The following is a 26,934-nucleotide window of genomic DNA, read 5'->3' as shown; positions in this document are numbered from 1 at the left end:
GCGAACCCCTTCACTCCACGCGGGATTCGGCGTTCGAGCCGCCCTCGTCGGACTCGTCGGGCAGGTGCACGTCGTCGACGGAGATGTTCACCTCGACGACTTCCAGACCCGTGGTCCGCTCGACGGCGGAGATCACGTTCTCCCGGACGTCCCGCGCCACGTCCATGATCGGTACGCCGTACTCGACGACCAGGTCGATGTCGATCGCCGTCTGGCGCTCGCCGACCTCGACCTTGACCCCGCGCCCCACGTTGGGCCGCCCGCCCGGCACCCGGTCGCGTACCGCGCCGAAGGTGCGCGACAGGCCGCCCCCCATGTCGTGCACGCCCGGGACCTCGCGCGCCGCCATGCCCGCGATCTTCACCACCACGACATCGGCGATCGACGTCCTGCCACGGGTCCCGGCGGGCTCGGCGGCGCCGGTCGCCCCGGCGCCCACGGTCGTGGTGTGCCCCGCGTCCGGTCCCTTGCGTGCGGTGGAGGCGTTCGGCGATCCGGCGGAGACTGTGTTCGACGTCATCGGATTTCCCCTCGGAGTTTCGGAGTTCTCAATACATGTGCCCTGTCACTTCGTTGGACACCGGGCCCGGTGAAGTGTCACGCGGATCCCAACCCTCTTTTCCGCCGGGCCGTCACGGGGGGCGTGACACGTTCGCCGTGACACATCCACCGCGGCCGTGTCCGAGCAGCAGACGCACAGATGCAAGGCAGGAACGAGAGGAGCCGCCGAGTGCCCGGGGACGGGGATGAACCGCCGCAGCGTACGCAGGACCCGTCGGAGTCCGACGAGGACGCGCTGCTGGCCGTGCGGGCCCGCGAGGGCGACGAGGAGGCGTTCGAGGTCCTCGTCCGCCGCCACGGGCCGCCGCTCCTGCGGCTCGGCCTCCGTATGCTCGGCAGCAGGACCGAAGCGGAGGATGCCGTGCAGGACGCTTTCGTCAGCGCCTGGCGCAGGCTGCCGGAGTACCGGGGCGAGGCCGCCTTCCGTACCTGGATGTACCGGATCGTCACCAACCGCTGTCTGAACCTGCTGCGCGCCCGCAGGCCGGTGACCGGCCTGGACGCCGTTCCCGAGCCGGCCGCGCCCGAGCACACCGGCTCCCCGGCGCGCGCCGCCGAGGCCGGAGCGGCCCTCGAGGAGCTGTCCGCGGCGCTGGGCCGGCTCTCGCCGGAGCAGCGCGCCTGCTGGGTCCTGCGCGAACTGCACGGACTGCCGTACGAGGAGATCGCGGACGCCGTCGGGATCAGCCACCAGGCGGTCCGCGGCCGGATCTTCAGGGCGCGGCGCTCCCTGACGGAGGTGATGAGCGCATGGCGCTGAACGCACAACCGGCGGGCGGTCCCGATCCCGCGGACGAGGAACTGCTGCTGTGCGGACGCTCCCTTGCCGACGTCTGGGACGCCCGCCTCGCCGAGGAGCACCAAGAGGACCAGGAAGGTCCGGGGGACCACCGGGACGACTGCCCGCACTGCGCCGCCGCGCTCGACGAACTGCGGGCACTGGACGCATTCGTCAACCGCGCCCGCGCCGCGCAGGACACGGAGTCGGACCAGCCGGACGCCGAAGCGGTGACGGCCCGCGTGATGGACATCGTGCGCCTGGAACTGCGGCCCGGTCGCACGCTGCCCCTCGGTGAGCCGGACGAGGACAGCTGGGTCTTCGAGGCCGCCGCGGCGAAGGCGCTGCGGGCGGCTGCCGACGCACTGCCCGGGGTACGCACGGGAAGCTGCCGCATCGCCCCGGTGGGCCACGCGGCGCGGGTGGAGATCGAGGTGGCGGTGGCCCTTTTCTGGGCCCTGCCGGAGGCTTGTGGCGCGGTCCGCGCACGGGTCGCCGCGGCTGCCGGGGAGGTACTGGGCATGCCGGTGCGGACCATCGACGTCCGGGTGATCGACATCCTCGACGAGCCCGACGGGAACGGCCGATGACGGCGCGGACCAGCAGGGCGCGGCTGGAACGGGCGGCCGCCGAGGCGGCCCTCGCGGTGCCGGGCGTGGCCTTCCTGCGTCCCGGGATCGCCGATGTCCTGCGCGGCGCGACGGGGCAGCGGCCGGGGAGCTGCGGTGGCGTGCGGGCCAGGGCGGCGGAGGGTTCGGGCGGGTGGCGGATCGACGTACAGCTCGCGGTCCTGCGCGGTCACCGGGCGGTGGACGTGACGCGCGCGGTCCGCGCGGCGGTCGAGGCGGCTGCGGAGACAGCCGCAGGGGCGGCCGCGACGGGCGGACGCCCCGTCAGGGCCGCTGTGACGGTGACCGTGACGGCCATCGTGTGAGTGCGGGGACGGTTGACAGCACCCTTCGCCTGCAAGAAAGTTTCGCCTATTGAGCGCGTGGCGGAAGTTACTTTCACAAGGGGTGGCTCGTGACCGACGGTGCAGCGGACAGAGGGATCAGCCGGCGCGGGCTGGGCGTCGGCATCATGGCGCTGGGCGGCGCCCTGGTGCTCGCGCCGCCCGCCGCCGGGTGGGCGGCGGCGGCGAAGGAAGCCGGCGCGGGCGGTGGGCGGCCGACGCTGCGGCGCGGTTCGCCCGAGCGCGCCGGGCTGCTCCCCGGCCCCCTGAAGCAACTCGTCACCGACGCGGAGCGCTACCTCGGCCCCTCCCCCAAGCACCCCTGGTACGCGGGCGCGGTCCTGCTCGCCGGGCGGGGCGGCACGGTGGCGCTGCATCAGGCGATCGGCTCGGCGGTGCGCTACTCGGCGTACGACGAGAAGACCGACACGGCGGTGGAGTTCCCGGCGGACCAGCGGATCGCGATGGCCGAGGACACGGTCTTCGACCTGGCGTCGGTCTCCAAGCTCCTCACCTCCGTGCTCGCCGTGCAGCAGATCGAGCGGGGCGCGCTGGAGCTGGAGGAGAGGGTCGCCACGTATCTCCCGCGGTTCGGGGGCGCGGGGAAGCAGGACATGACGGTACGTCAGCTGCTCACGCACACGTCCGGGTTCCGTGCGTGGATTCCGCTCTACAAGGAGCCGACGCGGGAGGGGAAGCTGCGGCTTCTGTGGAACGAGACGCCGGCCAGTGCGCCGGGGACCACGTACCTCTACTCGGACCTGAACCTGATCTCGTTGCAGCTGGTGCTCGAAGAGATCACCGGTCGCACTCTGGACGCCCTGCTCCACGACGAGATCACCGCCCCGCTCGGGATGCACCGCACCCGTTTCAATCCGCCCGCCTCCTGGAAGCCGAAGATCGCCGCCACCGAGGACGCCCGGCTGCCCTGGTCCGGTCTCGACCGGGGTCTGGTGTGGGGCGAGGTGCACGACGAGAACGCGTACGGTTTCGGCGGTGTCGCGGGACACGCCGGAGTGTTCTCCACCGCCTGGGACCTGGCGGTCCTCGCCCGTACGCTCCTCAACGGCGGCGCGTACGGGCGGGCGCGGATCCTGGAGCCCGAGTCGGTGGAGCTGATGTTCACCGACTTCAACACCGCCTTCCCCGGCGACGAGCACGGCCTCGGCTTCGAGCTCCACCAGCACTGGTACATGGGCGCGATGGCCACTCCGAAGACCGCCGGCCACACCGGGTTCACCGGCACCAGTCTGGTCCTCGACCCGTCGGCCGACTCCTTCCTCGTCGTACTCGGCAACTCCGTCCATCCCGTGCGCAACTGGCGCTCCGGCAGCGCCCCGCGGGTGGCCGCGGCCAACAACCTGGCCCGCGCCGTCGCCGTACGCCCGGCCCACGGCCGCACCGCCTGGTTCTCCGGCATGGCCTCCGCCACCACGGCCACGCTCGCCCTGCCCGCCCTGCCCCTCGCCTCGGACCGCCCGCGTCTGCGCTGTTCGCTGTGGTGGGACACCGAACCCGGGTCCGACCGCCTCTTCCTCGAAGCCTCGGCGGACGGGGGCGCCACCTGGCAGGCGGTGCCGTTCACGACCGTACGCGGGGGCCGGGAGCCGCAGACGCACCCGGCGGGCGCGGTCACCGGCTGGTCGGGGCGCGTCTGGCACCGGCTGAGCGCGGACCTCGCGGCCTGGCGCGGCAAGGAGGTGCGGCTGCGCTGGCGGTACCGGACCGACACGCTGTACGTCGGGCGGGGTGCGTACGTCGACGGACTGCGGGTCGACGACGGCCGCCGCGTCCTCTTCGACGAGGCCAGGCCCGCTGACGCCGCCCGCGTCGAGGCGACGGGCTGGACGGCCTCCGAGGACTGACCGGTAGCCGCCGGGCCGGATGCGGCCGGCCCCAGATCAGCGCCCGGGTGCGGCCATCGCAGCGTGGTGGCCGGGGACTGCGCCGACTCCGTCGCCGCGTACGGCTCCCGCGCCGCGCAGCAGGACGCTCGCGCGCCGTCCCGACGCCCCGCCGGTCCGTCCCGGCGGTCTCGCCGGCGTACGGGGCGGCGGACTCGCCGGCGTACGGGAAAAAGAGCGCGCGGTGGAAGACCTGGCCGCCGGGCAGCCGCAGTTCCCGGACTCGGCCGTTCAGCGGCCCGGCGGCTCAGTGGCTCCGCGCCCCGCCCCGTCGGCGCAGGTCGGCCACCCGCCGGTACAGCTCGACGGCCTCCGCGCCCCGCCCGAGCTGTTCCAGGCAGTGCGCCTCGTCGTGGCGGCCGGCCAGGGCGTCGGGGTGGTCGGCGCCGAGGACGCGTTCGCGGGCCTCGGCGACCTGCCGGTAGACGGCGAGCGCGTCGGCCCAGCGGCCCAGCCAGCCGAGGCCGACGGCGATCTCGCGGCGGCTGACGAGCGTATCGGGGTGGTCGGGTCCCAGGACGCGTTCGCGGATCGCGCAGACGTCGCGGGCCTCGGCCAGGGCCTCCTCCCAGCGGGCGAGGCGGCCGAGGTTGACGCCGAGGCCGTGCCGGGCGCGCAGCGTCTCGGGATCGGCGGGGCCCTGCACCCGGGTGCGGTCGTCGACCAGGTCCCGGTAGAGCTCCAGGGCCTCCGCGCTGCGGCCGAGCCGTCCGAGGCTGATGCCGATCTCGTAACGGGCCGCGAGGGTGTCGGGGTGGTCGGCGCCGAGCGCCCGCGCGCGGGCCCGGGCGACATCCCGGTACGTCTGGAGGGCCTCCGTCCAGCGCCCCAGCCGGCCGAGTGCGTACGCGACCTCGTACCGCGTGACGAGCGTGTCCGGGTGCGTCGCGCCGAGCACCCTGGTGCGGGCCGTGGCGACTTCGTGCGCCATGCGGTACGAGTCCTCCAGACGCCCCAGCCTGCCGAGGTTGAACGCCAGGTTGTGCCGGCAGCGCAGCGTGTCGGGGTGCTCGGGCCCCATGGTGCGTTCCCGGGAGGCGAGCACGTCCGCGTACACCTGGTGTGCCTCCTCGTGGCGGCCGAGCTGGCCCAGTACGTACGCCGTCTCCTGCCGTGCGGCGAGCGTCTCGGGGTGGTCGGGGCCCATGGTGCGTTCGCGGCCCTCGGCCACGCGGTCGAACTCGCGCAGGGCTTCGGCGGCGCGCCCGGTCCTGCTGAGGGTGAAGCCGACCTCGTAGTGGCTGGCGAGGGTGTCGGGGTGGTCCGGGCCCAGGGCGCGTTCGCGCTCGGCGGCGACCGCGCGGTGCACCTCGCCCGCTTCGTTCCAGCGGCCGAGGCGGCCGAGGCTGAGGCCCGCGTCGTGCCTGCTGGTGAGTACGGCCAGTACCTCGGGCGAGGGAGTGTGCCGCTCCGGCCGGAGCGCGGCCGGAGCGGCGGGCGCGGCCCGCGGGCCCGCGCCGGTGGTCCACTCCCCCGTCAGGCCCGCCGCGTGGTCGGGCGGGGCGGACGCGAGGGCCCACGTGCCGCTCGCCTTGTGGCCGGTCGTCATGCCGCGGGTCCAGGAGGGCAGGCGGGGGGCGCGCGACGGCGGCTGTTCGGGGCGCCCGGCGGGCGGGCGCAGGGCGGGCGCGGGCAGCGGCACGGCGACGGAGCCCGACGCGCGTGCCGCGGTCAGGCGGTGCGCCAGGTCCTTGGCGTCGGCGGGCCGTTCCTCGGGCGTCTTGGCGAGCAGGTCGAGGACGACGCGGTCGAAGAACTCGGGAAGTTCGGGGCGGTGGACGCGCGGCGGCCGGGGCTGCGTGTCGCGGTGTCCGACGAGGACCGCCCAGGCGTCGTCGAGGTCGAACGGCGGAACGCCGGTGGCGATCTCGTACAGCACACACCCCAGCGAGTAGAGGTCGCTGCGGTGGTCGACGTGGTCGCCGCCGATCTGCTCGGGCGACATGTAGTGCGGGGTGCCCATCGCTATCCCGGTGCCGGTGAGCCGGGAGCTGAAGCCGATGTCCTGGCCCAGGCGCGCTATGCCGAAGTCGCATATCTTCACCGTGCCGTCGGTGAGCCGCATGATGTTGGCGGGCTTCAGATCCCGGTGGACGATGCCCTGGTCGTGCGTGTAGGCCAGGGCCCAGGCGACCTGCTCGGCGATGTCGACGACATCGGCGACGTCGAGCGGATGCGCTTTGTTGTCCTCCAGGAGCTGACTGAGGTTGCGCCCTTCGAGCAGTTCCATCACGAGGTAGAGAACGCCGTCGTGCTCGCCGAAGTCGTGGACGACGGTGACACCGCGGTGCTGGAGGGCGGCGGCCACGCGCGCCTCCCTGCGGAAGCGTTCGCGCAGCACCCTTGTGAAGGACTCGTCGTGCTGAGGCCCCACCGGTTTGAGGCACTTGACGGCGACCCGGCGGCCCAGCGACTCGTCGCGGGCCCGCCACACCTCGCCCATGCCCCCGCGCCCGATCAGGTCGAGCAGCCGGTACCGGCCTTGGATCAGCCTGGTGTCCGCCATCTCGTGCTGTCGCCCCCGTCGTTTCGCTGCGCCCTCCCCGGACCGCCCAGTATGGCCGCCTGTCTGCGGAGTTTGTACGGGGCGGGGCGCGCGTCGGGGCCGAGACGCGCCATCGCTCTCAGAATGTGCTGGGGCGGCAGCTGCCACCGCACGCGGGAGGGGACGCAGCGCAGGGCGGTTCCGGCCATGGCGAGCCTGCGGGTCACGGTCTGCGGTGCGGCGGCGGGGCGGCCGTACAGGTCGTGGGCGTAGGGAGGCAGTGAGGCGTAGGCGAGGGCGGCCACGCACCGCCACAGCAGGGCGCGCGCCGGTACGAGCAGCGGATGCACCGGGGGGCCGCGGAGGAAGTCGTCGACTTCGCGCGCTTCGGGCCCGGCGGCGAGTTCCGGCCCCACCTGCTCGAAGCAGGCGGCGAGTCCGGCCGTGGACGCCGGGACCCGGGCCGGGTCAAGGCCGACCAGGCGGGCGCTTTCGCGCTGTTCGTCGAGGTACTGGTCGGCCTGGGCGTCGTCGATCCCGAGTCCCGAGCGGCGCGCGACGTCCAGGTGCGAGCCGACCTCGGCGCAGTGCACCCACAGCAGCGCCTCCGGCTCGTCGACGCCGTAGCGCTCGCGGGTGGCCGGGTCGGTGGTGCCGGGCATGCTGTGGATCTTGCGGACCCGGGCGCCGGCCCGCTCGGCGGCGTCCGTGGTGCCGTAGGTGAGGGCGCCGACGAAGGAGGCGGTGCGCATCAGCCGGCCCCAGGCGTCCTGGCGGAAGTCGCTGTTCTGCAGGACGCCGCGGACGGCGCGCGGGTGCAGTGCCTGGAGGTAGAGCGCGCGGAGGCCCCCTATCCACATCACCGGGTCGCCGTGCATCTGCCAGGTGACGGATTCGGGCCCGAAGAGGCCCGGGTCGGCGTCGCGCATGTCCCCACCTCCTGCCGGTACGGCCGGGCTGACCGGACCGGCCGGCCGGCAGGGAGCCCGGAGACGTGCCCGGGGATGTGCGGGGACACCTGCGGGACGCTCACCCGGGGCGGTCAGGTCCCGCTGTCCCGCTGATCCCCTGCTCCGCCAGCACTTCGCACATCGCTTCGGCCGCCTCGACCGACGCCTCCGCGCAGCAGTTGTTGAAGAGCACGTGGACCTGTTCCGTACGTTCCGCGAGCGCGCGGATGCGCGGGAGCCAGCTCCTGAGTTCCTCGTGGGTGTAGCGGTGCCGGTAGCGGTCCTCCTTGCTGCCGGTGCCCCACTGCGGGCTGCGCCCGTGGAACCGTACGACCGAGAGCGCGGGCGCCGTCGCCTCCGCGACGGGCGGCACCGACTCGGGCAGCCCCTGGGGCGTGTCGACGGCCACCAGGGGGATGCCCTTGCTCCGCAGGAAGCCGGCCGTCTCGTCGATGCGGTCCGGGGCGAGCCACCCGGGGTGCCGGAACTCCACGGCGATCGGGGTGCCGGCCCGCTCCCGGCACTCCTCGATGNCGGCGTCGCGCAGAGGCGCAACCCCGGCCGTGAACCGCTGCCACAGCTGCGTCACCGCTTCCGGGCGCAGCTGGGACTTGCGTACCCACGCCGTCGGGGCCAGGCCCGCCGGGCGCAGGTCGGCCGGAAGCGCGCCCACCCGGGCGCCGTGCCCGGTGAGGAGGGCGAACGCCTTCACGTCGAAGAGGAAGCCCTCGGGGGTGCGCTCCGCCCACAGGGCGCTGACGCGCTCGGAAGGCAGGGCGTAGAACGTGCTGTCGGCCTCCACCACGGGGAACCGGGAGGCGTAGTGCCGCAGCCGCCCCTCGGCTCCCCTGGCGCCCCTCGGGTACCAGCCGCTGGAGACCAGCGCGGAATCGGTCCACGAGCAGGTGCCCACCAGAATGTCGCCCATGATCAGTCCGTGGACAGGGCCTCCAGGAGGTCACCGACTTGGGGTGCGGGCAGCGCCCTGGCGACGTCGGCCTGGGTGATCATGCCGACCAGCCGGTGGCCGTCGATCACCGGGAGCCTGCGCACCTTGTGCCGCGTCATCGTGCGGAGCACCTGGTCGACGTCGTCGTCCGCCCGGACGAACACCACTTCGCCCCGTGCCAGTTCGGAGGCTTTCGTCGTGCCCGGGTCCTTGCCCGTTCCGAGGGCCCGCACCACGATGTCGCGGTCGGTCAGCATGCCCTTGAGCTTTTCGTCGGCGCCGCAGACGGGCAGGGCGCCCACGCCGAGCCGCGCCATCGTCCGGGCGGCGTCCGCCAGAGTCTCCTGCTCGCCCACGCACTCCGTGCCCCTGGACATGATCTGGCGTGCGGTCGTCATCGTTCCTCCTGTCTCGGATGCGGAACCGGCTGTCCGTCCACCGGAGTCGGCCGGATACCCGGCCGCGGGCCGGGCATTCGTCCTGCGGCGGTGGCTGGTGTCGCACCAGGGGTAGCGGCGGCTGCGCCGGCAGGCGCACACGGCCACCGTGAACCGGTCGGAGCGGGCGGTCGTGCCGTCCGGCAGAGTGATTTCGACAGGGCCCTCGACCAGCATCGGGCCCTGCGGGTCGACGACGACCCGCCGGACAGCGCGGTCGTCCTGCGTCCGGGGGGTTCCACTCTCAGCTGCGCCAGGCACGGATGACCACCAGTTCCTCTTTCGTCTCACCCGGCTCCACCAGGCCCCGGGCCTCCAGCCATGCGGCGTGCCGGCGCATCACCGGTCCGTACGGCACTGTCTCGTGGGCGACGGGCCCGGCCCGCAGCCCCTGGGCGGTCAGGGCGTCCACGGTCGCGCCGACGCCGCACAGCGCCGAATGCACCACCAGCAGTACGCCCCCCGGCCTCAGCAGGGGCGGCGCCTGCACGCACAGCCGGTCCAGCACCGCGCGTCCGTCCTCCCCCGCCCACCAGGTGAGGTCGGCGCTCTTCGCCGGTACGCCGCCGGGGGAGACGACGTACGGTGGATTGGAAAGGATCACGTCGAAGCTCTGCTTCGCCACCGTGCTCAGCAGGTCCCCGCGGCGGACATGGATCGGATGTCCTCGCAGCCGGGCGTTCAGCCGGGCCGCGAGAACGGCTCGGCGCGACAGGTCGGTGGCGGTGACGCTGGCCGCCCCGGATGCGGCGGCCACCAGGGCGAGGGCGCCGGTGCCGGTGCCGACGTCGAGCACGTCGGCGCCGGGCATCCGCGGTTCCTCACGGGCGGTCCGTGCGAGCAGTTCGGTGTCTTCCAGTGGGGCATACACACCAGGTGGTCTGAGTAGGCGCATGAGAGGCGGGTACCTCGAAAACCCCTGGTCGTAACGGCCTTGCCAGAAGGAGCTGCACATGAGGGATGTTCCCGTCCGCCCCGGTTCGCACTGGATGGAGTACGGCGACACCGCTGCGCGCCCCCGCGCGCCCGAAGGTCTCGACGTGGACGTGGCGGTGATCGGCGCGGGTATCGCCGGGATCTGTACGGCCTGGGAGCTCGCCCGGGCCGGGAGGTCGGTCGCGCTGCTGGAGGCGAACCGGGTCGCGGCCGGAGTGACCGGCCACACCACGGCCAAGCTCTCCGCCCTGCACGGGACGGTCTACCAGCGGTTGCGCAGCACCCGCGGGGCTCAGGGCGCCGCGTTGTACGCCCGCTCGCAGCAGGACGCCATCGCTCACGTGGTGGCCGTGTGCGACGAACTCGGGATCGACTGCGAACTGGAGCGCGTCCCGGCGTTCACGTACGCCGAGACGGCCAAGGAGGCCCGTACGGTCGAGGAGGAGGCACGGGCCGCGCGCGAGGCCGGGCTGCCCGCGTCGTACGTGGAGGAGACCGGACTCCCGTTCCCCGTCGCGGGCGCGGTGCGCGTGGAGGAACAGGCCCAGTTCCATCCGCGCAAGTACCTGTACGCCCTCCTCGCCGATCTGGAGGGGCGCGGTGGGCAGATCTTCGAGGAGTCCAGGGTCGTCGGGCTGGAGGAAGGCGAGCCGTGCCGGCTGACGACGGAGGACGGGCGCACGGTCACGGCCCGCGATGTCGTGGTCGCCACGCACTACCCGGTCTTCGACCGGTCGCTCCTCTTCGCGCGGTTGAAGCCGCACCGCGAGCTGGTGGTGGCCGGCGTCATCCCGGCGGCGCAGGACCCGGGAGGCATGTACCTGACGCCCGAGGGAACGACGCGGTCGGTGCGGACCGCTCCGTACGGCGAGGGGCGGCGGCTGCTCATCGTGACGGGTGAGAAGTTCACCCCGGGAGCTGGCCGTGTGGGTGAACGGTACGAGCGGCTGGAGCGGTGGACCACGGAGCGCTTCCCGGACGTGCGGCTCACCCACCGCTGGGCCGCCCAGGACAACGAGCCGACGGACGGGGTCCCCTTCGTGGGCGCGCTGCACCCGCGCGCGCGTCACGCCTTCGTGGCGACGGGCTTCAACGGCTGGGGCATGGCCGGCGGCGTGATGTCGGGCAAACTGCTCGCCGCACGGATCACCGGGCAGAAGCTGCCCTGGGCGGATCTGTACGACCCGGTGCGCCTCCAGCCGTTGAAGGAGGCTCCGTCACTGCTGCGGTTCCAGGCCGCGGCGGCCGGGCACTTCGTGGGCGACCGGCTGCCGTTCGTGGCGGGCGGCGGGCCCGCCTCGGCGATCGCGCCGGGTGAGGGCGCGGTGGTGCGCAGCGGCGCCCGTCAGCTGGCGGTCCACCGCGACGACGCGGGCGAGCTGCACGCGCTGTCGGCCCGGTGCACGCACCTGGGCTGCATCGTGCGGTTCAACGACGCCGAACGCGCCTGGGAGTGCCCGTGCCACGGCTCCCGGTTCGGGATCGGCGGCGAGGTGCTCCAGGGACCCGCCGTACGCCCTCTGGAGAAGGTCGAGGACTTCGAGGACCTCGAGGGCGAGAAGGGTGAGAACGACGAAAACGGCGAGAAGGACGGGAAGGACCACGTCAAGAACGGCAAGGGTGACGACGCATGACCACCACCGCTGAACTGCCCTCCTCGCGCGGGCCCCTGTCGGGCGCCGTACGGGACATACTGCTCGGATCACCCCCGCCCGGCGGTCTGCCGCTGGAGGAGGCCGCTTCCGCGGATCCGTTCGGGGAAGATCTCCAGCTGGCCCTCTACACGGCGTACGAGCCGCACTACCGGGGAATCCGGGGTGTCTCCGATTCCCAGGAGTGGAACCTGGATCTGCTGCGGCTCCGCGGTGCCATGGAGGGCGCCTTCCTGGGCGCGCTGCGCGCGGCGGCGCCGGGCGGCGACGACGTGACAGCGGAACTGGACGCCCTGCTCGTCGAACCGGTCGAGGGCGACGGCGCCTCCCACCACCTGATGCACGACGGCACCTGGGAACAGATGCGTGAGTACCTGGCCCACCGTTCGCTCTACCAGCTGAAGGAGTCCGACCCGCAGGCGTGGCTGATCCCCCGGCTGGAGGGGCAGGCCAAGGCGTCGCTGGTGGCGGTGGAGTTCGACGAGTTCGGCGGCGGCCACGGCGAGCGGGTGCACGCCCGGCTGTTCGCCGACCTGATGGAGGGCGCGGGACTGGACGCGAGCTACGGCCGGTATCTGGAGTTCGCGCCCGCCGTCACCCTCGCCACCGTCAACGTGATGTCGCTCTTCGGTCTGCGCCGTGCGCTGCGCGGCGCGATGGTCGGGAACTTCGCCACCCTGGAGATCACCTCGCCGCCGGGCGCGCGCCGGATGGCGAAGGCTCTGGAACGGCTGGGCGCGGGCGAGGAGTGCACGCGTTTCTTCACCGAGCACATCGAGGCGGACGCCGTGCACGAACAGGTGATGCGCCACGATGTGATCGGGGACCTGCTGGCCAGGGAGCCGGAGCTGGCCGGGGACGTGGCGTTCGGGATCCGGGCGAGCGTACTGCTGGAGTCGCGCTGGGAGGACCATGTACTGGGCGCCTGGCGGGCGGGCCGCAGTTCGCTGCGGGCCGGCGCGCCGGACATCGGCCGCCCGGCGCCGTCCCGGTGAGGCCCGGCTGAGCTCCGGCTGAGGCCCGACCGGGGTCCGGCCGGGGCCCGGCGTCCTGCGAGGTGGGGCGTGCCACGTTCACGCACGGTCACCCATACGCCCTCAACCGCTCGCCTACAAGTCGGGGTGCGTCCAGCATGGCGGTGGCGCATACGCACACCTCGGAGGACTCCCATGACCGCTGTCCGTGACCTGATGACCCCTGGCGTCCGATGCATCCTGGCGACCGACACGCTCAACCGCGCGGCCAAGATGATGCGCGCCCACCGCATCGGCGCGCTTCCCGTGAAGCGCAGCGAAAGCAGCGACGAACTCGTCGGCATCGTCACCGACCGCGACATCATCGTGAAGTGCCTCGCCGCGGGCGGCGATCCCGCGCAGATCACGGCGGGCGATCTCGCGGAGGGCGCTCCCGTGGCGGTCGAGGCGACCGTCGACGCCTACGAAGCCGTACGGGTGATGAGCGAGGCGCGCATCCGCCGACTGGTGATTCTGGAGAACGGCAGACCGGCCGGCGTGATCAGCGAGGCGGACCTGGCACGTGCCCTGCCCGCCGACCAGTTCGCCGCCTTCGTCATCCGTGTCTGCGCGAGGCGCTGAGAGGACCGCGCACAGCCCCGGCACGCAGCCCGCCGCCCCGCATCGCACCGCGCCACACCACGCACTCCGCCCCGCACGGAACCGGTCTGTGCGGGGCGGAGTGCGTGAGTACGGGTGTGGCCGGTCGCGGCAGCGACTAAGGAAGCTGTGTGTCGAGCGCCGAGCGGCCCTCCTTCTCCAGCCGGCGCTTCGCCCACTCCAGTGTCTCCGGAGTCACGTCCCGCCCGGAGGAAAGCACCAGGTCCTCGGGCGTGACGTCGTCGGTGGCACCGGTGTGCAGCAGCCTGTCGGGGGTGGCCCTCGACGGGTCCAGCTTCGAAACGGATTCCTCGCTCATACCGCCTCCTTGTTTCGTCGATCAGTCGGCATTCTGGTTCCCGCGTACCCGGACCGCATTCGGTGAACATCCCTCGTCCCCGTGTTCCCCGGCCGTTGTGTTCCCTGCGCCGTGCCTCCGTTCCGGATGCGAGGGGCGCCCGCCTGCGGCAGCGTGGGCATCATGGGCAGCACCATCGGGCCGGACGAGGCACGGAGCGGGACACATGAGCGAAAACAACGTGATTCCTCCCGAGGACGACGGCGTCCTGGACGCACAGGACACGCTCGAGAGCGACGACCTGGAGTACGACCCGCTCGACGCGGGCATAGCGCCCCCCGAGCACTGGTCGCCCGCGGAATTCTTCGGCAACACCGCGGAGGAGGCGCGTCGGGGCGAGTCACTGGACCAGCTTCTCGCCGAGGAGGAACCGGACATCGATCCGGACGCTCCGGAGGAGGACGACGAGGACGACGAGCTCAAGGGCCTGGACAACGAGCTCGAAGTGCTCGACGAAGGGCTGGAGGACATGTAGCCGTCGGCTAGCCGGGCGACTGGCCCTGACCGGCCGAACCGCCCCGGCCGTCCTGCCCGACGTTCCCGCCCTGCCCGCTCTTCCCCTCCTGCTCGCCCTTCCCCTCCTGCCCGAACCGCCGCTCGAACTGTGCGATCCGCCCCTCCGCGTCCAGCGTCCGGGCCCTGCCGGTGTAGAACGGGTGGCTCTCCGAGGAGATCTCGACATCGACGACGGGGTACGTGCTGCCGTCGTCCCACTCGATGGTGTTCTCACTGGTGGCCGTCGACCGGGTGAGGAACGCGTATCCCGCGGCCCGGTCCCTGAAGACCACCTCGTGGTAGGAGATGCTGGCGTCCGGCTTCACATCTGGCTCCTCGCCTCGTTGTACGGGCGTACGCGCCGTACGGGCCTTCCCAGGCTAAGCCGGACGGCGCCCGTCGGCATCCGTCGCCGTCACCCCCCCTGAAGGTCGCGCGGTAGGCGCTCGGCGAGACGCCCGGCGCGGCGTGCAGATGCTGGCGCGGCGACACCGCGGTGCCGAAGCCGACCGCCGCCGCCACCCGGTCGACCGGCAGGTCCGTCTCCTCCAGCAGGTGGCGGGCGCGGTCGACGCGCTGTCCGGTGAGCCACTGGAGCGGTGTCTGCCCGGCCTCCTCGCAGAAGCGGCGATGGTGCTGTACGGCCTGACCGCGCCGTTCGCGGCCGCGCTGATGGACCGCTTCGGGATGCGCCGGGTCGCGGGCGGCGTGGCCCGGGACGTGTTCGGTTCGTACGATCCGCTGTGGCTGGGCGTCGGCGCGCTGTGCGGGGCGGGCGCGCCGCTGGCGCTGATGGTCGTGCGGCCGCGGGCTACTGCGCGAGGATCCGGCCCTCTACCCCGCCGGCGGGGCGCGCAAGCCACGGCGACTGGAATTCAGGCAAAAGCCTTACAGAGTAAGGAAACTGACCGTAAGGGGCCTGTACGGTGCCCCGCATGGACGGGGTTCGGGGCGCATGCTCCTTCGGGGAAGAACTACGGCGTCTGCGGAGCGAGCGCGGCATCTCGCTCACGGCGCTGGCCCGGTCGATCCACTACAGCAAGGGCTACCTGAGCAAGATCGAGAACGGTGGCAAGCCGCCGACGCCCGATGTCGCCAGGCGCTGCGACGAGGCGCTGGGCGCGGGCGGCCGTCTGGTGCGGCTGGCGGCCGGCGTACCGTCCGCGCGGCGGCCGACGGCGACACCGGCCGGGCTGCCCGGCCCGGACGGCCCGGACGGCCCCGTATGCCCGTACCGAGGTCTCGCGGCCTTCGGACCCGAGCACGCCCAGTGGTTCTTCGGGCGGGAGCGGGCGACGGCCGAGCTGGTCGGGCGGCTCGCCGAACGGGCCGGCAGCGGGCCGCTCGCCGTGGTCGCGTCGTCGGGGGCGGGGAAGTCGTCGCTGCTGCGGGCCGGCCTGGTGCCGGCGCTGCGGCGCGGCGCACTGCCGGCCGAGGGGTCGGGCGGCTGGCCGGTGGTGGTGTGCACGCCGACCGCGCATCCGCTCAAGGAGCTGCTGCGGTGCGTGGCCGAGGCGCTGGGGGCGGAGCCCGGGGTCGGCCCCCAGTCGCTGCGGGCGCGGCCCCGGCGGCTCGCCGACGCCGTGCGGTCTCTGCTGGCAGCAGGGCCGGGGCGGCGGCTGGTGCTGCTGGTGGACCAGTTCGAGGAGACGTTCACGCTGTGCGCGGACGAGGCGGAGCGGCGCGCCTTCGTCTCGGCGCTCTGCGCTCTCGCCACCCCCGCCGAGGGGGACACCGGCCGGCCGCCGGGCGTCGTGGTGCTGGGCGTACGGGCCGACTTCAGCGGCCGGTGCCTCGACCACCCGGAACTGGCGTCCGTCTTCTCGCACGGCCTGTTCGCACTCGGCCCGATGACCGGCGCCGAACTGCGCGAGTCCATCACGCGGCCGGCCGAACGCGCGGGGCTGTCCCTGGAACCGGGCCTGGTCGGGCTGTTGCTGCGCGACGTGGGGGCCGGGGGCGCCGGCCGGGGCGGCCGGGACGATCTCGCACCCGCCTCCCCCGGCGCGCTGCCCCTGCTCGCCCACGCGCTGCTGGTCACCTGGCAGCAGCGTACGGACCGCACCCTGACCGTGGCGGGGTACGAGACGACGGGCGGCATCCACGGGGCGGTCGCGCGGACGGCCGAAGACGTGTTCACCCGGCTGCTCCCCGCCGAGCGGGAGATGGCGCGGCGGATGCTCGTACGACTGGTCCAGGTCGGCGCCGGGGGCGGCGGCTCCGCCGGGGGCGGGGACGGGGACGGCGACGCGGTGACCCGGCGCAGGGCGAGCCGCGAGGAGCTGCTCACGCGACTGCCCGACCGGCGCGGGGTGGAAGCGGCGCTCGACGCGTTCGTACGGGCCCGGCTCGTCACCGTCGACAGCGACGCGGTGGAGATCACCCACGAGGCGCTGCTGCGCGCCTGGCCCCGGCTGCGCGGGTGGATCGGCGCCGACCGGGCCGGGCTGCTCGTCCACCAGCAGCTGGCCGAGGCCGCCGCCGAGTGGGTGCGCGAGGGGCGTGATGCCGGGGTCCTCTACCGGGGGACGCGGCTCGCCGCCGCGCGGGAATGGGCGGACCGTACCGGCCGGAGGTCCGAACTCGCCCCGCGGGAAGCCGAGTTCCTCGACGCCTGCCGGGCGGAGGAGGTGAACAGACAGCAGGCCGAGCGGCGCCGGGCCCGCACCCACCGCAGGCTGCTGGCACTGCTGACGGCGCTGCTGGTCTTGGCGCTCCTCGCGGGCACAGCGGCGTTCCACCAGCGCTCCCGGGCCTTCGAGGAGCGCCGGGTGGCCCAGTCCCAGGCGATGGCGGTACGGTCCGGTGCCCTGGCGTCCGGGCAGCCCGAGGCATCGATGCGGCTGGCGGCCGAGGCGTACCGCACCGCGCCGACCACCGAGGCCCGCGGTGCGCTGCTCAGCACACAGGCGCGGTACTTCGCGGGCCGGCTCGGCGGGCACACGGGGCCGGTCAACGGCGTGGCGTTCAGCCCCGACGACAAGCTGCTGGCGTCGGCCGGTTCGGACGGCGCGGTGCGGCTGTGGGCAGGGGCGGGCCACCGCAGCCCCGTGGACACGCTCACGGGCCACGGCGGTCCGGTGATCGCCGTGGCGTTCAGTCCCGACGGGCGGCTGATCGCGTCGGCGGGCTCCGACGGGACGGTGCGCCTGTGGAGCGTGGCGGACCGCCGGCCGGCCGGGACGCTGCTGGGCCACGGCGGCGCCGTACGGTCGGTCGCCTTCGGCCCGGGCGGGCGGAGCCTGGTGTCGGGCGGCGCGGACCGGACGGTGCGCCTGTGGGACGTGGGGCGCCGGCAGGTGCGGGCGACGCTGCGGGGGCACGGGGACGAGGTGCACGGGGTCGCCTTCAGCGCCGACGGGCGCAGCGTCGTGTCGGGCGGCGCGGACCGTACGGTCAGGCTCTGGGACGTGGCCGGCCGGCCGGTGCGGGCGACGCCGAGGTCGACGCTGCGGGGGCACAGCGACGGCGTGCTGGGGGTGGCCTTCGGCCCCGACGGGGACAGCGTCGCTTCGGGCGCCGCGGACCGTACGGTCAGGCTCTGGGACGTACGCCGCCTCCGGATCCGGGCCACGCTCACCGGGCACAGCGACGACGTCAACGCGGTGGCGTACGGCGCGGACGGGACCACCGTCGTGAGCGCCTGCGGGGACGGCACGGCGAAGGTGTGGGACACCGCGAGCCACCGGGTGACCGCCACGCTGGCCGGACACACCGATTACGTACTGGGGGCCGCCGTCAGCGGCGGCAACGTGGTGGCCACGGCGGGCTTCGACCGGTCGGTGGTGCTGTGGGACCTGGACAGGGCGGCGCTCACCGCGCGTCCCTTCGCCGAGGCCTGGCAGTCGGCGCTCTCGCCGGACGGGCGGCTGCTGGCGTCGGCGAGCGTGGACCGTACGGTCAAGCTGTGGGACGTACGCCGCCGCACACTCCTCACCACCCTCACCGGCCACACGGGCTCCGTCTTCGGCGTCGCCTTCTCCCCCGACGGACACCACCTCGCCTCCGCGAGCGCCGACCGTACGGTCAGACTCTGGGACGTACGCCGCCGCACACTCCTCACCACCCTCACGGGTCATCAGGACTTCGTGAACACCCTCGCTTTCAGCCCGGACGGCACGGCGCTGGCGGCCGGCGGTGACGATCTGACGGTGCGGTTGTGGGACGTGGCGGACCGGGACGTCCGCGCGGTGCTGCGCGGCCACACGGGTTCGGTGCGCGGTGTGGCGTACAGCAGGGACGGGCGGACGCTGGCGAGCAGCGGCAATGACGGGACGGTGCGCCTCTGGGACACCACCCACCACCGGCTCACCGCCACCCTCACCGGCCACAGCGGCGCGGTACGGGCGGTCGCCTTCGGCCCGGAGGGTCCGAAAGGTCCGGAGGACGAAGGAGGGGCTCAGGCCCTGGCGAGCAGCGGCAGTGACGGGACGGTACGCCTCTGGGACACCACCCACCACCGGCTCACCGCCACCCTCACCGGCCACAGCGGCGCGGTCTGGGGCGTCGTCTTCGACCCGCGGACGCACACGCTGGTGAGCAGCAGCAATGACGGCACCGTGCGGCTGTGGAACACCGACGTGAGCGCCGTTTCCCAGGACGTTTCCCGTTTCCTGTCGCACCGGGAGACAGCCGGCACCTCGACAGCGGCCGACTCCACGACCCAGGCTCGAAGGGCCGGACCGAACCCGGACAGCCGGAAACCGGACGGAAGATGAACGGGGATCAGCCATGCGCAACCGATGGGGAGCGGCAGTCGCGGCGGCGGCCGTCGGACTGTCGCTCATCGCCTGGCCGGCGGGGCGGCCCGCACAGGCGGCGGCTCCGAGGGCGGCAGCCGCCGAAGGGTGCGACGTCCTCGCACCCGGCGCCTCGGCGGCGGCGGAGAAGGCGGTACGGGCGGCCTGTTCGCAGATCGGCGTCTGGTACTCGTGGGGCGGCGGCCACGGCCCGGCGCCCGGGCCCACCTACGGCGTGGTGGACCCCACCGACCCGGCCAGCGAGCACGACCCCGAGCGGCGCGGCTTCGACTGTTCGGGCCTCGTCCGGTACGCCTACGCCGAGGCGGCCGGCCGGGACATCCTGAACGGCACCGCCCACAGCCAGTTCACCACCCCGCACGCCACAGCACGTTTCGGCGCCGCGGACGGGACCGGGCCGCTGGTCCCCGGTGATCTGCTGGTCTACGGCAACGCCCGCAGGATTCACCACATCGCGATCCACCTCGGCGCGGGAAAGATGGTCGAGGCTCGGCAGTCCGGCACCCGGATCATGGTCAGCGATGTGCGCCCGGGCGGCGACTACTTCGGGGCCGTACGCATCAACAGCGTCCCGGAGCGCGGGACGTTCAGCACCTGGGGCACGGACGTGTGGACGCATGCCGAGCCGTCCACGGCGAGTGCGCGGGTGCACAAGTTCACCGGTCCGACGTCCGTGCGCGTCGAGTGCCAGGTCCACGCCCAGCCGGTCACCGCCGAAGGCATCACCAACGACGCCTGGTCCTATCTGCCGGACCACAGCGCGTGGATCACCAACATCTACATCAAGGGCCCGGCCTGGCTCGACGGCGTGCCCACCTGCCCGTAACACCCCGCCCCCTCACAGCTCACTCATCACCTCATCACACCTCAAGGAGAACCGCATGAACCTGAACCTGGGCAAGAAGCTCGCGATCGCCCTCGCCTCGACCGCCCTGACGGCGAGCCTGGCCGCCGTCACGGCCCCCGCCACCGCCGCGCCCGCCGGCCCCGCAGCCGAGTGCGGGGTCCGCTCGGACGGCAAGCTCCACTGCGGAAACCGGGCCGGCGCCAAGGGCTACGCACACCGGTCGTACGGATCGGCGGTGCGGGGCCAGATGAACACGTCCTTCAGCTGGTTCTCGTGCTGGGGCCGCGGCGACAACCACCCGGGCGGCAACAACGTCTGGTACTGGACCCAGCTGGACAACGGCCAGTGGGGCAACATGCCGGCCGTGGACGTCCACACGTCGGTGGACCCGGCGCCCGGCCTGCGGGAGTGCTGACCACAGTCCCACGTCGGTACCGCGCTGACGGCGGGCCGCCCCTCCGGACGGGGGCGGCCCGCTCGCGCGCGTGCGGGGCCGGCGGGTCCTCCCCGAGGGGGTCCGGCGGGAGGGTGCGCCGCGATGCCTTCGCCGGTGCCACGGCGTTACGCCGCGACCGCCACGGCCGTCCTGCGCAGCGCGGGCGCGGCCGCCACCGGGCGTTCGGCGAAGACCACAAGGCGCAGGACCGCGAAGCGGCCGATGCCCGCCAGCGCGGAAGCCGAGAGGTAGACGGCCTGTTCGGTCAGGACCGACGGCGCGGGCCGGACGGCGTACAGACCGAGCAGCGCTCCCGTCGTGAACGCGTAACTCACCAGGACCGTGAGGCCGGACTGCAGATGGACTCCCCAGCCGCCGCGCTCGCTGCGGAAGGACACCCGGCCGTGCAGCTCGGTCGCGATCAGGGTGGACACGACGGTGACCAGCGCGTTGGCGGCGGCCAACGGCATCCGGCCGTGGAGCAGCAGGAGCACACCGCTCGAAGCCAGCCCCACACCGCCGCCGCAGACGACGAAGCGCACGAAGGCCCCGGTCGTCGGGCGGAGCGGTCGGCTCTTGTGCGTGCGGGTGCTCACGGGGTGCCTCCGGGGAGCGGTTGGACCATTGCTTCGATTCCACTCCACGCCCCCTGGGCCCGGCGTCGCCCGGACGGCCGGGCCCGCCCCCGATTTTCGTCAGGGTCGCCTCCCCCGCCCGCCTCAGGGCAGAACCCCGGTACGGAGGTGTCCGGTGCGTACGCCGAGTACGTGACGGCGCCCTGTCCCCGGAGGTCGAGGAGATGTTCCCGCTGGAGGACCCCGCCGCCCGTCGCCGCGTCGGGCCGGGTCGCACCCGCGGCAAGCTCGTACCGCGCGTCGCCCCCTGACGAAAAAGACCCGAAGCCTCAAACCGGCAGAAACAGGGAATCAAACAGGGAGCACGTCGAACGGCGGGCCGTCGGCCGCCCCCTGCGCGGGGGCGGCCGCAGACTGGTCAGAAGGAGCCGGAGCCATGACGACGAACGACAACCGCACGATCATCGCCGACAGCGAGGCTCCCGTGCACCGGGAAGACGACCGGTCCCGGCAGGCGTCGGAGGCGGACGGCTTCCGGGCCGCACAGGCCGCACAGGTGGTCCAGGCCGCACGGACCGTCCAACTCGTCCAGACCGCGCCGGAAACCGTCCGGCCCGCGGTGCCGGGGCCGATCCCGGTGCCGGTGTCCGGGGAGCCGGTGCTGAAGAAGGAACTCGGCCGGTCCCGACAGCCCCCGCCCCTGCCTCTGCCCCTGGAGACCCGCCCGGTGATCGGCATCGCCCGTGGCATCGTCATGACGCTGGGCGGCTGCACCCACGAGGAGGCGTTCCAGGTCCTGATGGACGTCTCCCGGCACACCAACATCGAGCTCCGCGAGATAGCCCAGCGCCTCGTCGACAGCGTCGACGGGCCGCCGCCGTCCGGGCCGCTGCGCACGGCGCTGCACAACGCCCTCGAACGGCTCGCACCCCCACCGCCCGGCACGGGCGGCACCGCCTTCTGAGCGGTGCCGCCCGCATCCGCCGGCGCATGGCGGGCCGTCACGGGAAGGGCAGGGCCGCACCGGAGACCACACGGCATCACCACGGAGGACGACGAGGGCACGAACGCTCCCCCTGCTGGGCCGCAGCCCGGTGGTCTCCGGCGCCACGCGGCGCCGGAGAATACATGGCGCACGCGCCCGTGCGGCGGGGAGCCCGCGTGGCCCTGCTCGGCCACGAGGAGTCCGGACTCGCCCGGGTCGCCGCCGTTCTCCCGGGCGGAGCCGCCCACTGGGCCGTCGACGTCACCGACGAGGCCGGGACGGGACGGCACGTACCGCCTCCCAGGTGGAACAGCGCCTCGGGCCGCCTTCCGTGCTGGTGGCCGATGCCGGGGGGGCGGCGGGCGGCCTGCGCCCGGCAGCGGCCCGGCGATCTGGCGACGGGGCGTGGAGGTCGACCTGATCGGCGGCGCGGTCACCGCCCGGGCCTTCCTGCCCGGCTTCTCCGGACCGAGGAAAGGGGAGAGCGGCGATCAGGCTTCCGGGGTGGTGTCCGCGCGTTCGCCGCTCCTGTCGCGGCGGCTCAGGGCGCGCTGTGTACGGCTGAGTACGTCCCCCAGGGAGCGGCTGTGCAGCGCCGCCTGCGCCGCGTTGGCGCCCGGGGCACCGTGGACGCCACCGCCCGGGTGCGCGCCGGCCGAGGCCAGGTACAGGCCCTTGACGGGGGTTTCCGGGCGGCCGCTGCCGGGGAGCGGGCGGAAGAGGAGCTGCTGGTGAATGGCGGTGGTGCCGCCGTTGATCGCACCCCCGTGGAGGTTGGCGTCCATCGACTCCAGTGTCGGAGGAGCGAGGACGCGACGGCTGCGGATGCGGGAGCGGAAGCCCGGCGCGTACCGCTCGACCTGGGCCTCCACCCGGTCCGCCATCGCTTCCTGCTCGCCCTTGTCCCAGGCGCCCGTCAGACTGTCGTCCCCCGCGTCGCCCTTGATCCGGTGGGGGACGTGGGTGTAGGCCCACGCCGATTCGGTGCCCGCCGGTGAGCGGGAGGCGTCGGCGGTGGTCATCTGGCCGAAGAGCACGAACGGCCGGTCGGGAACCTGGCCCATCGCGATCTGCGCGGCGAACCGGGTCAGGTCGTCCACCCCGTCGGCCAGGTGCACCGTGCCCGCGGTCGAGGCTTCGGCGGCGGTCCACGGCACGCGGCTGTCGAGGGCCCAGTCGACCTTGAAGGTGGCGAAATCCCACTGGAAGGTGCGCAGGTCGTCGAGGAACCGGCCGGGCAGGTGCCGGGCGTCCACCAGCCCGCCGTAGAGATCCGGTACGGACACGTCGGCCAGCACCGCCCGGGTCGCCGGCACCGCATCGCCGCCCGCGGTCCGCACGCCCACGGCGCGCCCCGCCCTCACGACGACCTCGGTCACGCGTTCGCCGCAGCGCACGGCGCCGCCGCGCCGCTCCAGCCGCCGTACCAGCGCCGCGGTGAGTTCGCCCGCGCCGCCGGTCGGTACGGGGAACCCGTACCTCTGGCCGAGCATGGACATGAGCCAGCCGAAGCCGCCGCTCCCGGCTGCTTCCGGAGCGAGGTCCGCGTGCAGGGCGTTGCCCGCGAGAAGCAGCCGGCCCGCCTCCCCGGCGAACTCCTCCTCGCCCAGTCGCCGCACCGGCAGCAGCATCGTCCGGGCCAGGTGCAGTCCGCCCGCGCTGCGCAGCCGGGCCGCGAGCCGGGCCGCGGAACGCACGGGCGGGAAGGGGGTGAAGAGGGCACCGAGGATGTCGGGACCGAGCCGGTCCCATACGCCGCACAGCCCCCGCCAGGCCGCGCCGTCACCGGCGGTCAGGGCGTCGAGGCCGGCGGCGGTGTCCTCGGCCCGGCGCTCCAGGACCGCGCACCGCCCGTCGGGGAGGGGGTGTGCCAGCACGCTGGGGGCGTGGCTCCAGCGCAGCCCGTGTTCGTGGAGTGCGAAGCGGGCCATGACCGGGGAGGCCGCGGCCAGCGGGTAGAAGGCGCTGAAGAGGTCGCTGACGTAATCGGGGTGGACACCGCGGTCACTGCGGACCGCACCCCCCGGCTCGGGCTGGGCCTCCAGGACTTCCACCGTCCAGCCGACGTCGGCCAGCAGGTTCGCGGCGACCAGTCCGTTGGGCCCTGCACCGATCACTACCGCGTCCGGCATCCTTGTCTCCTGTCCGGTTTTCGTCCGGATTCCTGTCCGGCCTCCGGTCTCCGGTCTGGTGTCTCAGGACCGTTCGCCCGCGTGCCGCGGGGCGTGTTCGACGACTTTGGCCAGCCGGCCGAGCATGCTGCGGTGGCGGAGTTGCAGCAGGGCGTCGAGCGCCGTGTTGTGCAGCATGCCGCCCACTCCGCGCAGGGGGTGCTCGTCGAGGATGAGCAGGGCGTCGTCCCCCCAGGGGCGGACTTCGATGGCGATCCTGGCGGTCCCCAGCGGGCCGCTGTCGGCTTCGAGTTCGAGTTCGTACGGCGGTTCGCTGCGGCGGACGATCGTCTGGCCCGTCACCGTCCACGGTCCGAGGCGCACGGTGTACTCGATCGTGGCGCCGACCTGCGGCCACTCGCCCTTCTCGGGCTGCGACTGTGAGGTTCCGACCACCCAGTCGCCGTACCGCGACCCGTCGGCCAGGACCTCCCACACCACTTCGGGGGGCCTGCGGATCAAGTGGTGCCGTACAGCCATCGGTCCTCCAGCGTCTCGAACGTCTCAGCGGAACGGATCGCGATCATCAGCGCCTGGGAGGGCGGGCCCCGCACGCGGATACACGCGCGGGGCCCGCCCCTCAGGCCGCTTGTGGTGCCGGTGTCACCGCGTGACGGCATGCCGTTCGTCGGGAACGCAGTGCGTCATGGTCAGGCCGGTCACGTCGCGCGGAGGGTTGTCCCCCAGGTTGGCCAGCCGCTTGCGGTCCTCCTCGGTGAGGTCCTGACTGGCCAGCGGCTCCAGCCCGGCGACGTCCTGCGGGCCGATGCCGAGCCCCTCTCCCACCCGCAGGCCGAGCTCGTTCTCGACGAGCAGGAAGTGCCAGACCATCCGTTCCTGCACGGGGCGGTCGCAGTCGGAGAGCATGGTGACGAGGTTGTGCACCAGGTCGTCCCGCTCCCAGTCCTCCATGAGGCGGAAGCGCTGTCCGGCCTGCATGTAGTCGTTGGTGCGCGGGATGCGACTGCGCGTGAGCCTGCCGTGGATCTCCGGGCCCTGCTCGTCGTGCGCGGGGTACTGGCCCTCGCGCAGGCCGCCGGTGATCGACGGTTCGTAGTTGACGCTCGGGTTCTCCCCGGCCCGGTCCACGTTGTACGTCATCAGGCCGTCGCGCTGGTTGGTGCGCACGTCGGCGTTCTTGGCCTGGTTCACAGGCAGCTGGAGGTAGTTCGGCCCCACCCGGTAGCGCTGGGTGTCGCTGTAGGAGAACGTACGGCCCACGAGCATCTTGTCGTCGGAGAAGTCCAGGCCGTCGACCAGGACACCGGTGCCGAAGGAGATCTGCTCGTTCTCGGCGAAGAAGTTGTCCGGCATCCGGTTGAGGACCATCTTCCCGACCGGCTTCGGCGGGAAGTCCTGCTCGGGCCAGGTCTTCGTGTCGTCCAGGGGGTCGAAGTCCAGCTCGGGGTGGTCGTGGTCCTCCATCATCTGGACGACGAGCTCCCACTCCGGGTAGTCGCCGCTGGCCACCGCCTCGTAGAGGTCCTTCGTGGCGTGGCCGAGCCCCTGGGCCTGCACGTTCGCCGCGTCCTCCGCCGTCATGCTGCGGACGCCCTGCTTGGGCAGCCAGTGGTACTTGACCAGGACGGTGTCGCCCTCGGCGTTGACCCACTTGTAGGTGTTGACGCCGAACCCCTGCATGTGGCGGTAGTCCGCCGGGATCCCTCGGGGGCTGAACAGGTTCACGAGCATGTGCATGCTTTCCGGGGTCTGCGACATGAAGTCGAAGATCCGGCGCGGCTGTTGCTCGAAGGTGACCGGGTCCGGCTTCAGGGCGTGGATGACGTCCGGGAACTTGATCGCGTCGCGGATGAAGAAGACGCCCAGGTTGTTGCCGACGAGGTCCCAGTTGCCGTCCTCCGTGTAGAACTTCACCGCGAAGCCGCGCGGGTCGCGGGCCGCCTCGGAGGAGTCGCGGCCGCCGATCACGGTGGAGAAGCGTACGGCCAGGTCGGTGCGCTTGCCGCGCTCCTGGAAGAGCTTGGCCCTGGTGTAACGGCTGATCGGCTCGTCACCCCAGGCACCGTACGACTCGAAGTAGCCGTACGCGGTGACGCCCCGGGCGTGTACGACGCGCTCGGGGATGCGTTCGCGGTCGAAGTGGCTGATCTTCTCCAGGAACTGGTAGTTCTCCAGGGTGGCCGGGCCCCGGGCGCCCACCGTGCGCTGGTTCTGGTTGTCGTAGACCGGGTGGCCCTGCCGGTTGGTCAGCACCTTTCGGTCGTCGTCCGGGGACGGGCCCTTGCCCGATACATCGGTCACGATATTCAACCCCTTCTATGCGTATTTCGCCGGATATTCCACACTATTCCCCTTTGCCCGGAAGCCCGGCTCCTCCGATGGGGTTGCGGAGACGCGTCACCGCCTTCCGCGCGCCCCGGAGTCGGGCTTCGCCGCCTGACCAGGTCCGGGGCCGTCCGGCGCGGCCCTCGGAAATGCCGGTCTCAGCGCATCGCTGTCCCGCCAGTACCCACCGGAAAAGAAGTCATACGGCCGTCCTGGCGAAATCCGCCGACGGCTGCCCGCGGGGCGCGACGGAGGCGACGGCCGGCCGAGCGCCCGCTCCGCGCGGTCCACGGACGACTGCGCCGCGGGCCCGCCCGGATCCTCCGTGGCCCGTGCCCGGTCCGCGTCGACGAGGGGACGCGTACGGCCTCCGGTACGGGCGTACGCGACGCGATGATCACCGTCGGGTGCCCTGCCGAGTTCGTCGGCCAGTACGTACGCGCCCACCAGGGCCAGGCCCCTACCCTGCCCGGATCTCGGCGAGGGGCGGTGGCCCGCGTCACCGAGCGACGCCACCCGCCCCTTCGGCCAGCGGTCCATACGGATCCGGACCGTGGAGCCGAAGGGGAAGTCGGGCGCTTCGCCCATGGCGACGACTGGACGGACCGCCGGGCACCCGCGCCGGAGGCGCTCGCCGCCTCCGGCGCCCACCCCACGTTCACCAAGGTCACCGGAGCCCTGGCGGGCGGCCACGTCCCGGACCTGGACGTGTTGTTCGAGCTGGGCCTCGCGCGAGGCCGGCCGGCTTCGCCGCGATCATCGAGAACTCCGCCGGAAGGGCGCCCCGGGCAACCGCGCCCGGGC

General features: G+C 73.3%; 24 protein-coding genes and 2 pseudogenes. 12 read left to right on the top strand and 14 right to left on the bottom strand.

Going from position 1 to position 26,934, the window contains the following annotated elements:
* Positions 1–10: 10 nt before the first annotated feature.
* Positions 11–520, bottom strand: a complete 510-nt coding sequence (locus ABD374_RS16380; RefSeq protein ID WP_344495799.1) for an Asp23/Gls24 family envelope stress response protein — start codon at positions 518–520, stop codon at positions 11–13.
* Positions 521–730: 210 nt separating this feature from the next.
* Here ABD374_RS16380 and ABD374_RS16375 point away from each other — a divergent pair, with 210 nt between their 5' ends.
* From ABD374_RS16375 to ABD374_RS16360, 4 genes are all read left to right on the top strand, one after another.
* Positions 731–1,321 (top strand): RNA polymerase sigma factor, encoded by a 591-nt coding sequence (locus tag ABD374_RS16375; protein WP_344495796.1) that lies wholly within the window; start codon positions 731–733, stop codon positions 1,319–1,321.
* Positions 1,312–1,929, top strand: a complete 618-nt coding sequence (locus ABD374_RS16370) for an Asp23/Gls24 family envelope stress response protein (RefSeq protein WP_344495795.1) — start codon at positions 1,312–1,314, stop codon at positions 1,927–1,929. The genes ABD374_RS16375 and ABD374_RS16370 overlap by 10 nt, the downstream gene beginning before the upstream one ends.
* Positions 1,926–2,273 (top strand): Asp23/Gls24 family envelope stress response protein, encoded by a 348-nt coding sequence (locus ABD374_RS16365; protein WP_344495793.1) that lies wholly within the window; start codon positions 1,926–1,928, stop codon positions 2,271–2,273. Before ABD374_RS16370 ends, ABD374_RS16365 begins: the two co-directional genes overlap by 4 nt.
* Positions 2,274–2,419: 146 nt before the next feature.
* Complete coding sequence (locus tag ABD374_RS16360) at positions 2,420–4,156, top strand: serine hydrolase domain-containing protein (protein WP_344495885.1); 1,737 nt, start codon at positions 2,420–2,422, stop codon at positions 4,154–4,156.
* A gap of 286 nt (positions 4,157–4,442) precedes the next feature.
* On the opposite strand, the gene ABD374_RS16350 is transcribed toward ABD374_RS16360, so the two are convergent.
* From ABD374_RS16350 to ABD374_RS16325, 6 genes and pseudogenes are all read right to left on the bottom strand, one after another.
* Positions 4,443–6,701, bottom strand: a complete 2,259-nt coding sequence (locus tag ABD374_RS16350; protein WP_344495791.1) for a serine/threonine-protein kinase — start codon at positions 6,699–6,701, stop codon at positions 4,443–4,445.
* Complete coding sequence (locus tag ABD374_RS16345; RefSeq protein WP_344495789.1) at positions 6,683–7,609, bottom strand: oxygenase MpaB family protein; 927 nt, start codon at positions 7,607–7,609, stop codon at positions 6,683–6,685. Before ABD374_RS16345 ends, ABD374_RS16350 begins: the two co-directional genes overlap by 19 nt.
* A 100-nt stretch (positions 7,610–7,709) precedes the next feature.
* Complete coding sequence (locus ABD374_RS16340) at positions 7,710–8,558, bottom strand: DUF72 domain-containing protein (protein ID WP_344495787.1); 849 nt, start codon at positions 8,556–8,558, stop codon at positions 7,710–7,712.
* A 2-nt stretch (positions 8,559–8,560) separates the two neighbouring features.
* Positions 8,561–8,977 (bottom strand): CBS domain-containing protein, encoded by a 417-nt coding sequence (locus tag ABD374_RS16335; protein ID WP_344495883.1) that lies wholly within the window; start codon positions 8,975–8,977, stop codon positions 8,561–8,563.
* A gap of 99 nt (positions 8,978–9,076) precedes the next feature.
* Positions 9,077–9,193 (bottom strand): annotated as a pseudogene (locus tag ABD374_RS16330) (CDGSH iron-sulfur domain-containing protein); the annotation flags it as partial.
* A gap of 67 nt (positions 9,194–9,260) precedes the next feature.
* A complete protein-coding gene (locus ABD374_RS16325) occupies positions 9,261–9,911 on the bottom strand; it encodes a HemK2/MTQ2 family protein methyltransferase (RefSeq protein ID WP_344495785.1) in 651 nt (216 codons plus the stop codon).
* Positions 9,912–9,969: 58 nt separating this feature from the next.
* On the opposite strand from ABD374_RS16325, the gene ABD374_RS16320 reads away from it, so the two are divergent.
* The 3 genes from ABD374_RS16320 (at position 9,970) to ABD374_RS16310 (ending at position 13,199) form a co-directional block, all read left to right on the top strand.
* Positions 9,970–11,586 carry an FAD-dependent oxidoreductase gene (locus ABD374_RS16320; RefSeq protein ID WP_425577255.1) on the top strand — a complete coding sequence of 539 codons (1,617 nt, stop codon included), beginning with the start codon at positions 9,970–9,972 and terminating at the stop codon, positions 11,584–11,586.
* A complete protein-coding gene (locus tag ABD374_RS16315; RefSeq protein WP_344495783.1) occupies positions 11,583–12,599 on the top strand; it encodes an iron-containing redox enzyme family protein in 1,017 nt (338 codons plus the stop codon). The genes ABD374_RS16320 and ABD374_RS16315 overlap by 4 nt, the downstream gene beginning before the upstream one ends.
* Positions 12,600–12,773: 174 nt before the next feature.
* Positions 12,774–13,199 (top strand): CBS domain-containing protein, encoded by a 426-nt coding sequence (locus ABD374_RS16310; protein ID WP_344495781.1) that lies wholly within the window; start codon positions 12,774–12,776, stop codon positions 13,197–13,199.
* Between the two features lie 136 nt (positions 13,200–13,335).
* On the opposite strand, the gene ABD374_RS16305 is transcribed toward ABD374_RS16310, so the two are convergent.
* Complete coding sequence (locus tag ABD374_RS16305) at positions 13,336–13,536, bottom strand: hypothetical protein (protein WP_344495779.1); 201 nt, start codon at positions 13,534–13,536, stop codon at positions 13,336–13,338.
* Between the two features lie 205 nt (positions 13,537–13,741).
* On the opposite strand from ABD374_RS16305, the gene ABD374_RS16300 reads away from it, so the two are divergent.
* Positions 13,742–14,050, top strand: a complete 309-nt coding sequence (locus tag ABD374_RS16300; RefSeq protein ID WP_344495777.1) for a hypothetical protein — start codon at positions 13,742–13,744, stop codon at positions 14,048–14,050.
* A 7-nt stretch (positions 14,051–14,057) separates the two neighbouring features.
* Here ABD374_RS16300 and ABD374_RS16295 read toward each other — a convergent pair whose 3' ends face one another.
* Both ABD374_RS16295 and ABD374_RS34660 read right to left on the bottom strand, forming a co-directional pair.
* Positions 14,058–14,396: a type B 50S ribosomal protein L31 gene (locus ABD374_RS16295; RefSeq protein WP_344495775.1), complete on the bottom strand. Its 339-nt coding sequence runs from the start codon at positions 14,394–14,396 to the stop codon at positions 14,058–14,060.
* 88 nt (positions 14,397–14,484) lie between these two features.
* Positions 14,485–14,703, bottom strand: a pseudogene (locus tag ABD374_RS34660) (helix-turn-helix domain-containing protein); the annotation flags it as partial.
* 302 nt (positions 14,704–15,005) lie between these two features.
* Here ABD374_RS34660 and ABD374_RS16285 point away from each other — a divergent pair.
* The 3 genes from ABD374_RS16285 to ABD374_RS16275 are packed head-to-tail and all read left to right on the top strand — an operon-like array spanning position 15,006 to position 20,092.
* Positions 15,006–18,788, top strand: coding sequence for an nSTAND1 domain-containing NTPase (locus tag ABD374_RS16285; protein WP_344495773.1), 3,783 nt, complete (start codon positions 15,006–15,008; stop codon positions 18,786–18,788).
* A 13-nt stretch (positions 18,789–18,801) separates the two neighbouring features.
* A complete protein-coding gene (locus ABD374_RS16280) occupies positions 18,802–19,656 on the top strand; it encodes a C40 family peptidase (protein ID WP_344495771.1) in 855 nt (284 codons plus the stop codon).
* 55 nt (positions 19,657–19,711) lie between these two features.
* Positions 19,712–20,092 (top strand): hypothetical protein, encoded by a 381-nt coding sequence (locus ABD374_RS16275; protein WP_344495769.1) that lies wholly within the window; start codon positions 19,712–19,714, stop codon positions 20,090–20,092.
* Positions 20,093–20,238: 146 nt separating this feature from the next.
* Here ABD374_RS16275 and ABD374_RS16270 read toward each other — a convergent pair whose 3' ends face one another.
* Positions 20,239–20,709, bottom strand: a complete 471-nt coding sequence (locus tag ABD374_RS16270) for a GtrA domain-containing protein (RefSeq protein WP_344495767.1) — start codon at positions 20,707–20,709, stop codon at positions 20,239–20,241.
* A 415-nt stretch (positions 20,710–21,124) separates the two neighbouring features.
* Between ABD374_RS16270 and ABD374_RS16265 the strand changes: the two genes are divergently transcribed.
* Positions 21,125–21,652, top strand: a complete 528-nt coding sequence (locus ABD374_RS16265) for an ANTAR domain-containing protein (protein WP_344495765.1) — start codon at positions 21,125–21,127, stop codon at positions 21,650–21,652.
* A 512-nt stretch (positions 21,653–22,164) separates the two neighbouring features.
* Here the strand turns inward: ABD374_RS16265 and ABD374_RS16260 are convergent.
* The 3 genes from ABD374_RS16260 to ABD374_RS16250 form a co-directional block, all read right to left on the bottom strand.
* Entirely contained in the window at positions 22,165–23,805 is a 1,641-nt protein-coding gene (locus tag ABD374_RS16260; protein ID WP_344495763.1) for a phytoene desaturase family protein, read from the bottom strand.
* 63 nt (positions 23,806–23,868) lie between these two features.
* Positions 23,869–24,324 (bottom strand): SRPBCC family protein, encoded by a 456-nt coding sequence (locus tag ABD374_RS16255; protein WP_344495761.1) that lies wholly within the window; start codon positions 24,322–24,324, stop codon positions 23,869–23,871.
* Between the two features lie 123 nt (positions 24,325–24,447).
* Positions 24,448–26,106 carry a catalase gene (locus ABD374_RS16250; RefSeq protein ID WP_344495759.1) on the bottom strand — a complete coding sequence of 553 codons (1,659 nt, stop codon included), beginning with the start codon at positions 26,104–26,106 and terminating at the stop codon, positions 24,448–24,450.
* Positions 26,107–26,934: the final 828 nt, after the last annotated feature.

Origin of the sequence: Streptomyces enissocaesilis, assembly GCF_039533765.1 — a bacterium.
Taxonomy (GTDB): Bacteria; Actinomycetota; Actinomycetes; order Streptomycetales; family Streptomycetaceae; genus Streptomyces; species Streptomyces enissocaesilis.
The sequence above is the reverse complement of the archived record's forward strand: the minus strand, read 5'-3'. Positions and strand labels throughout refer to the sequence as shown.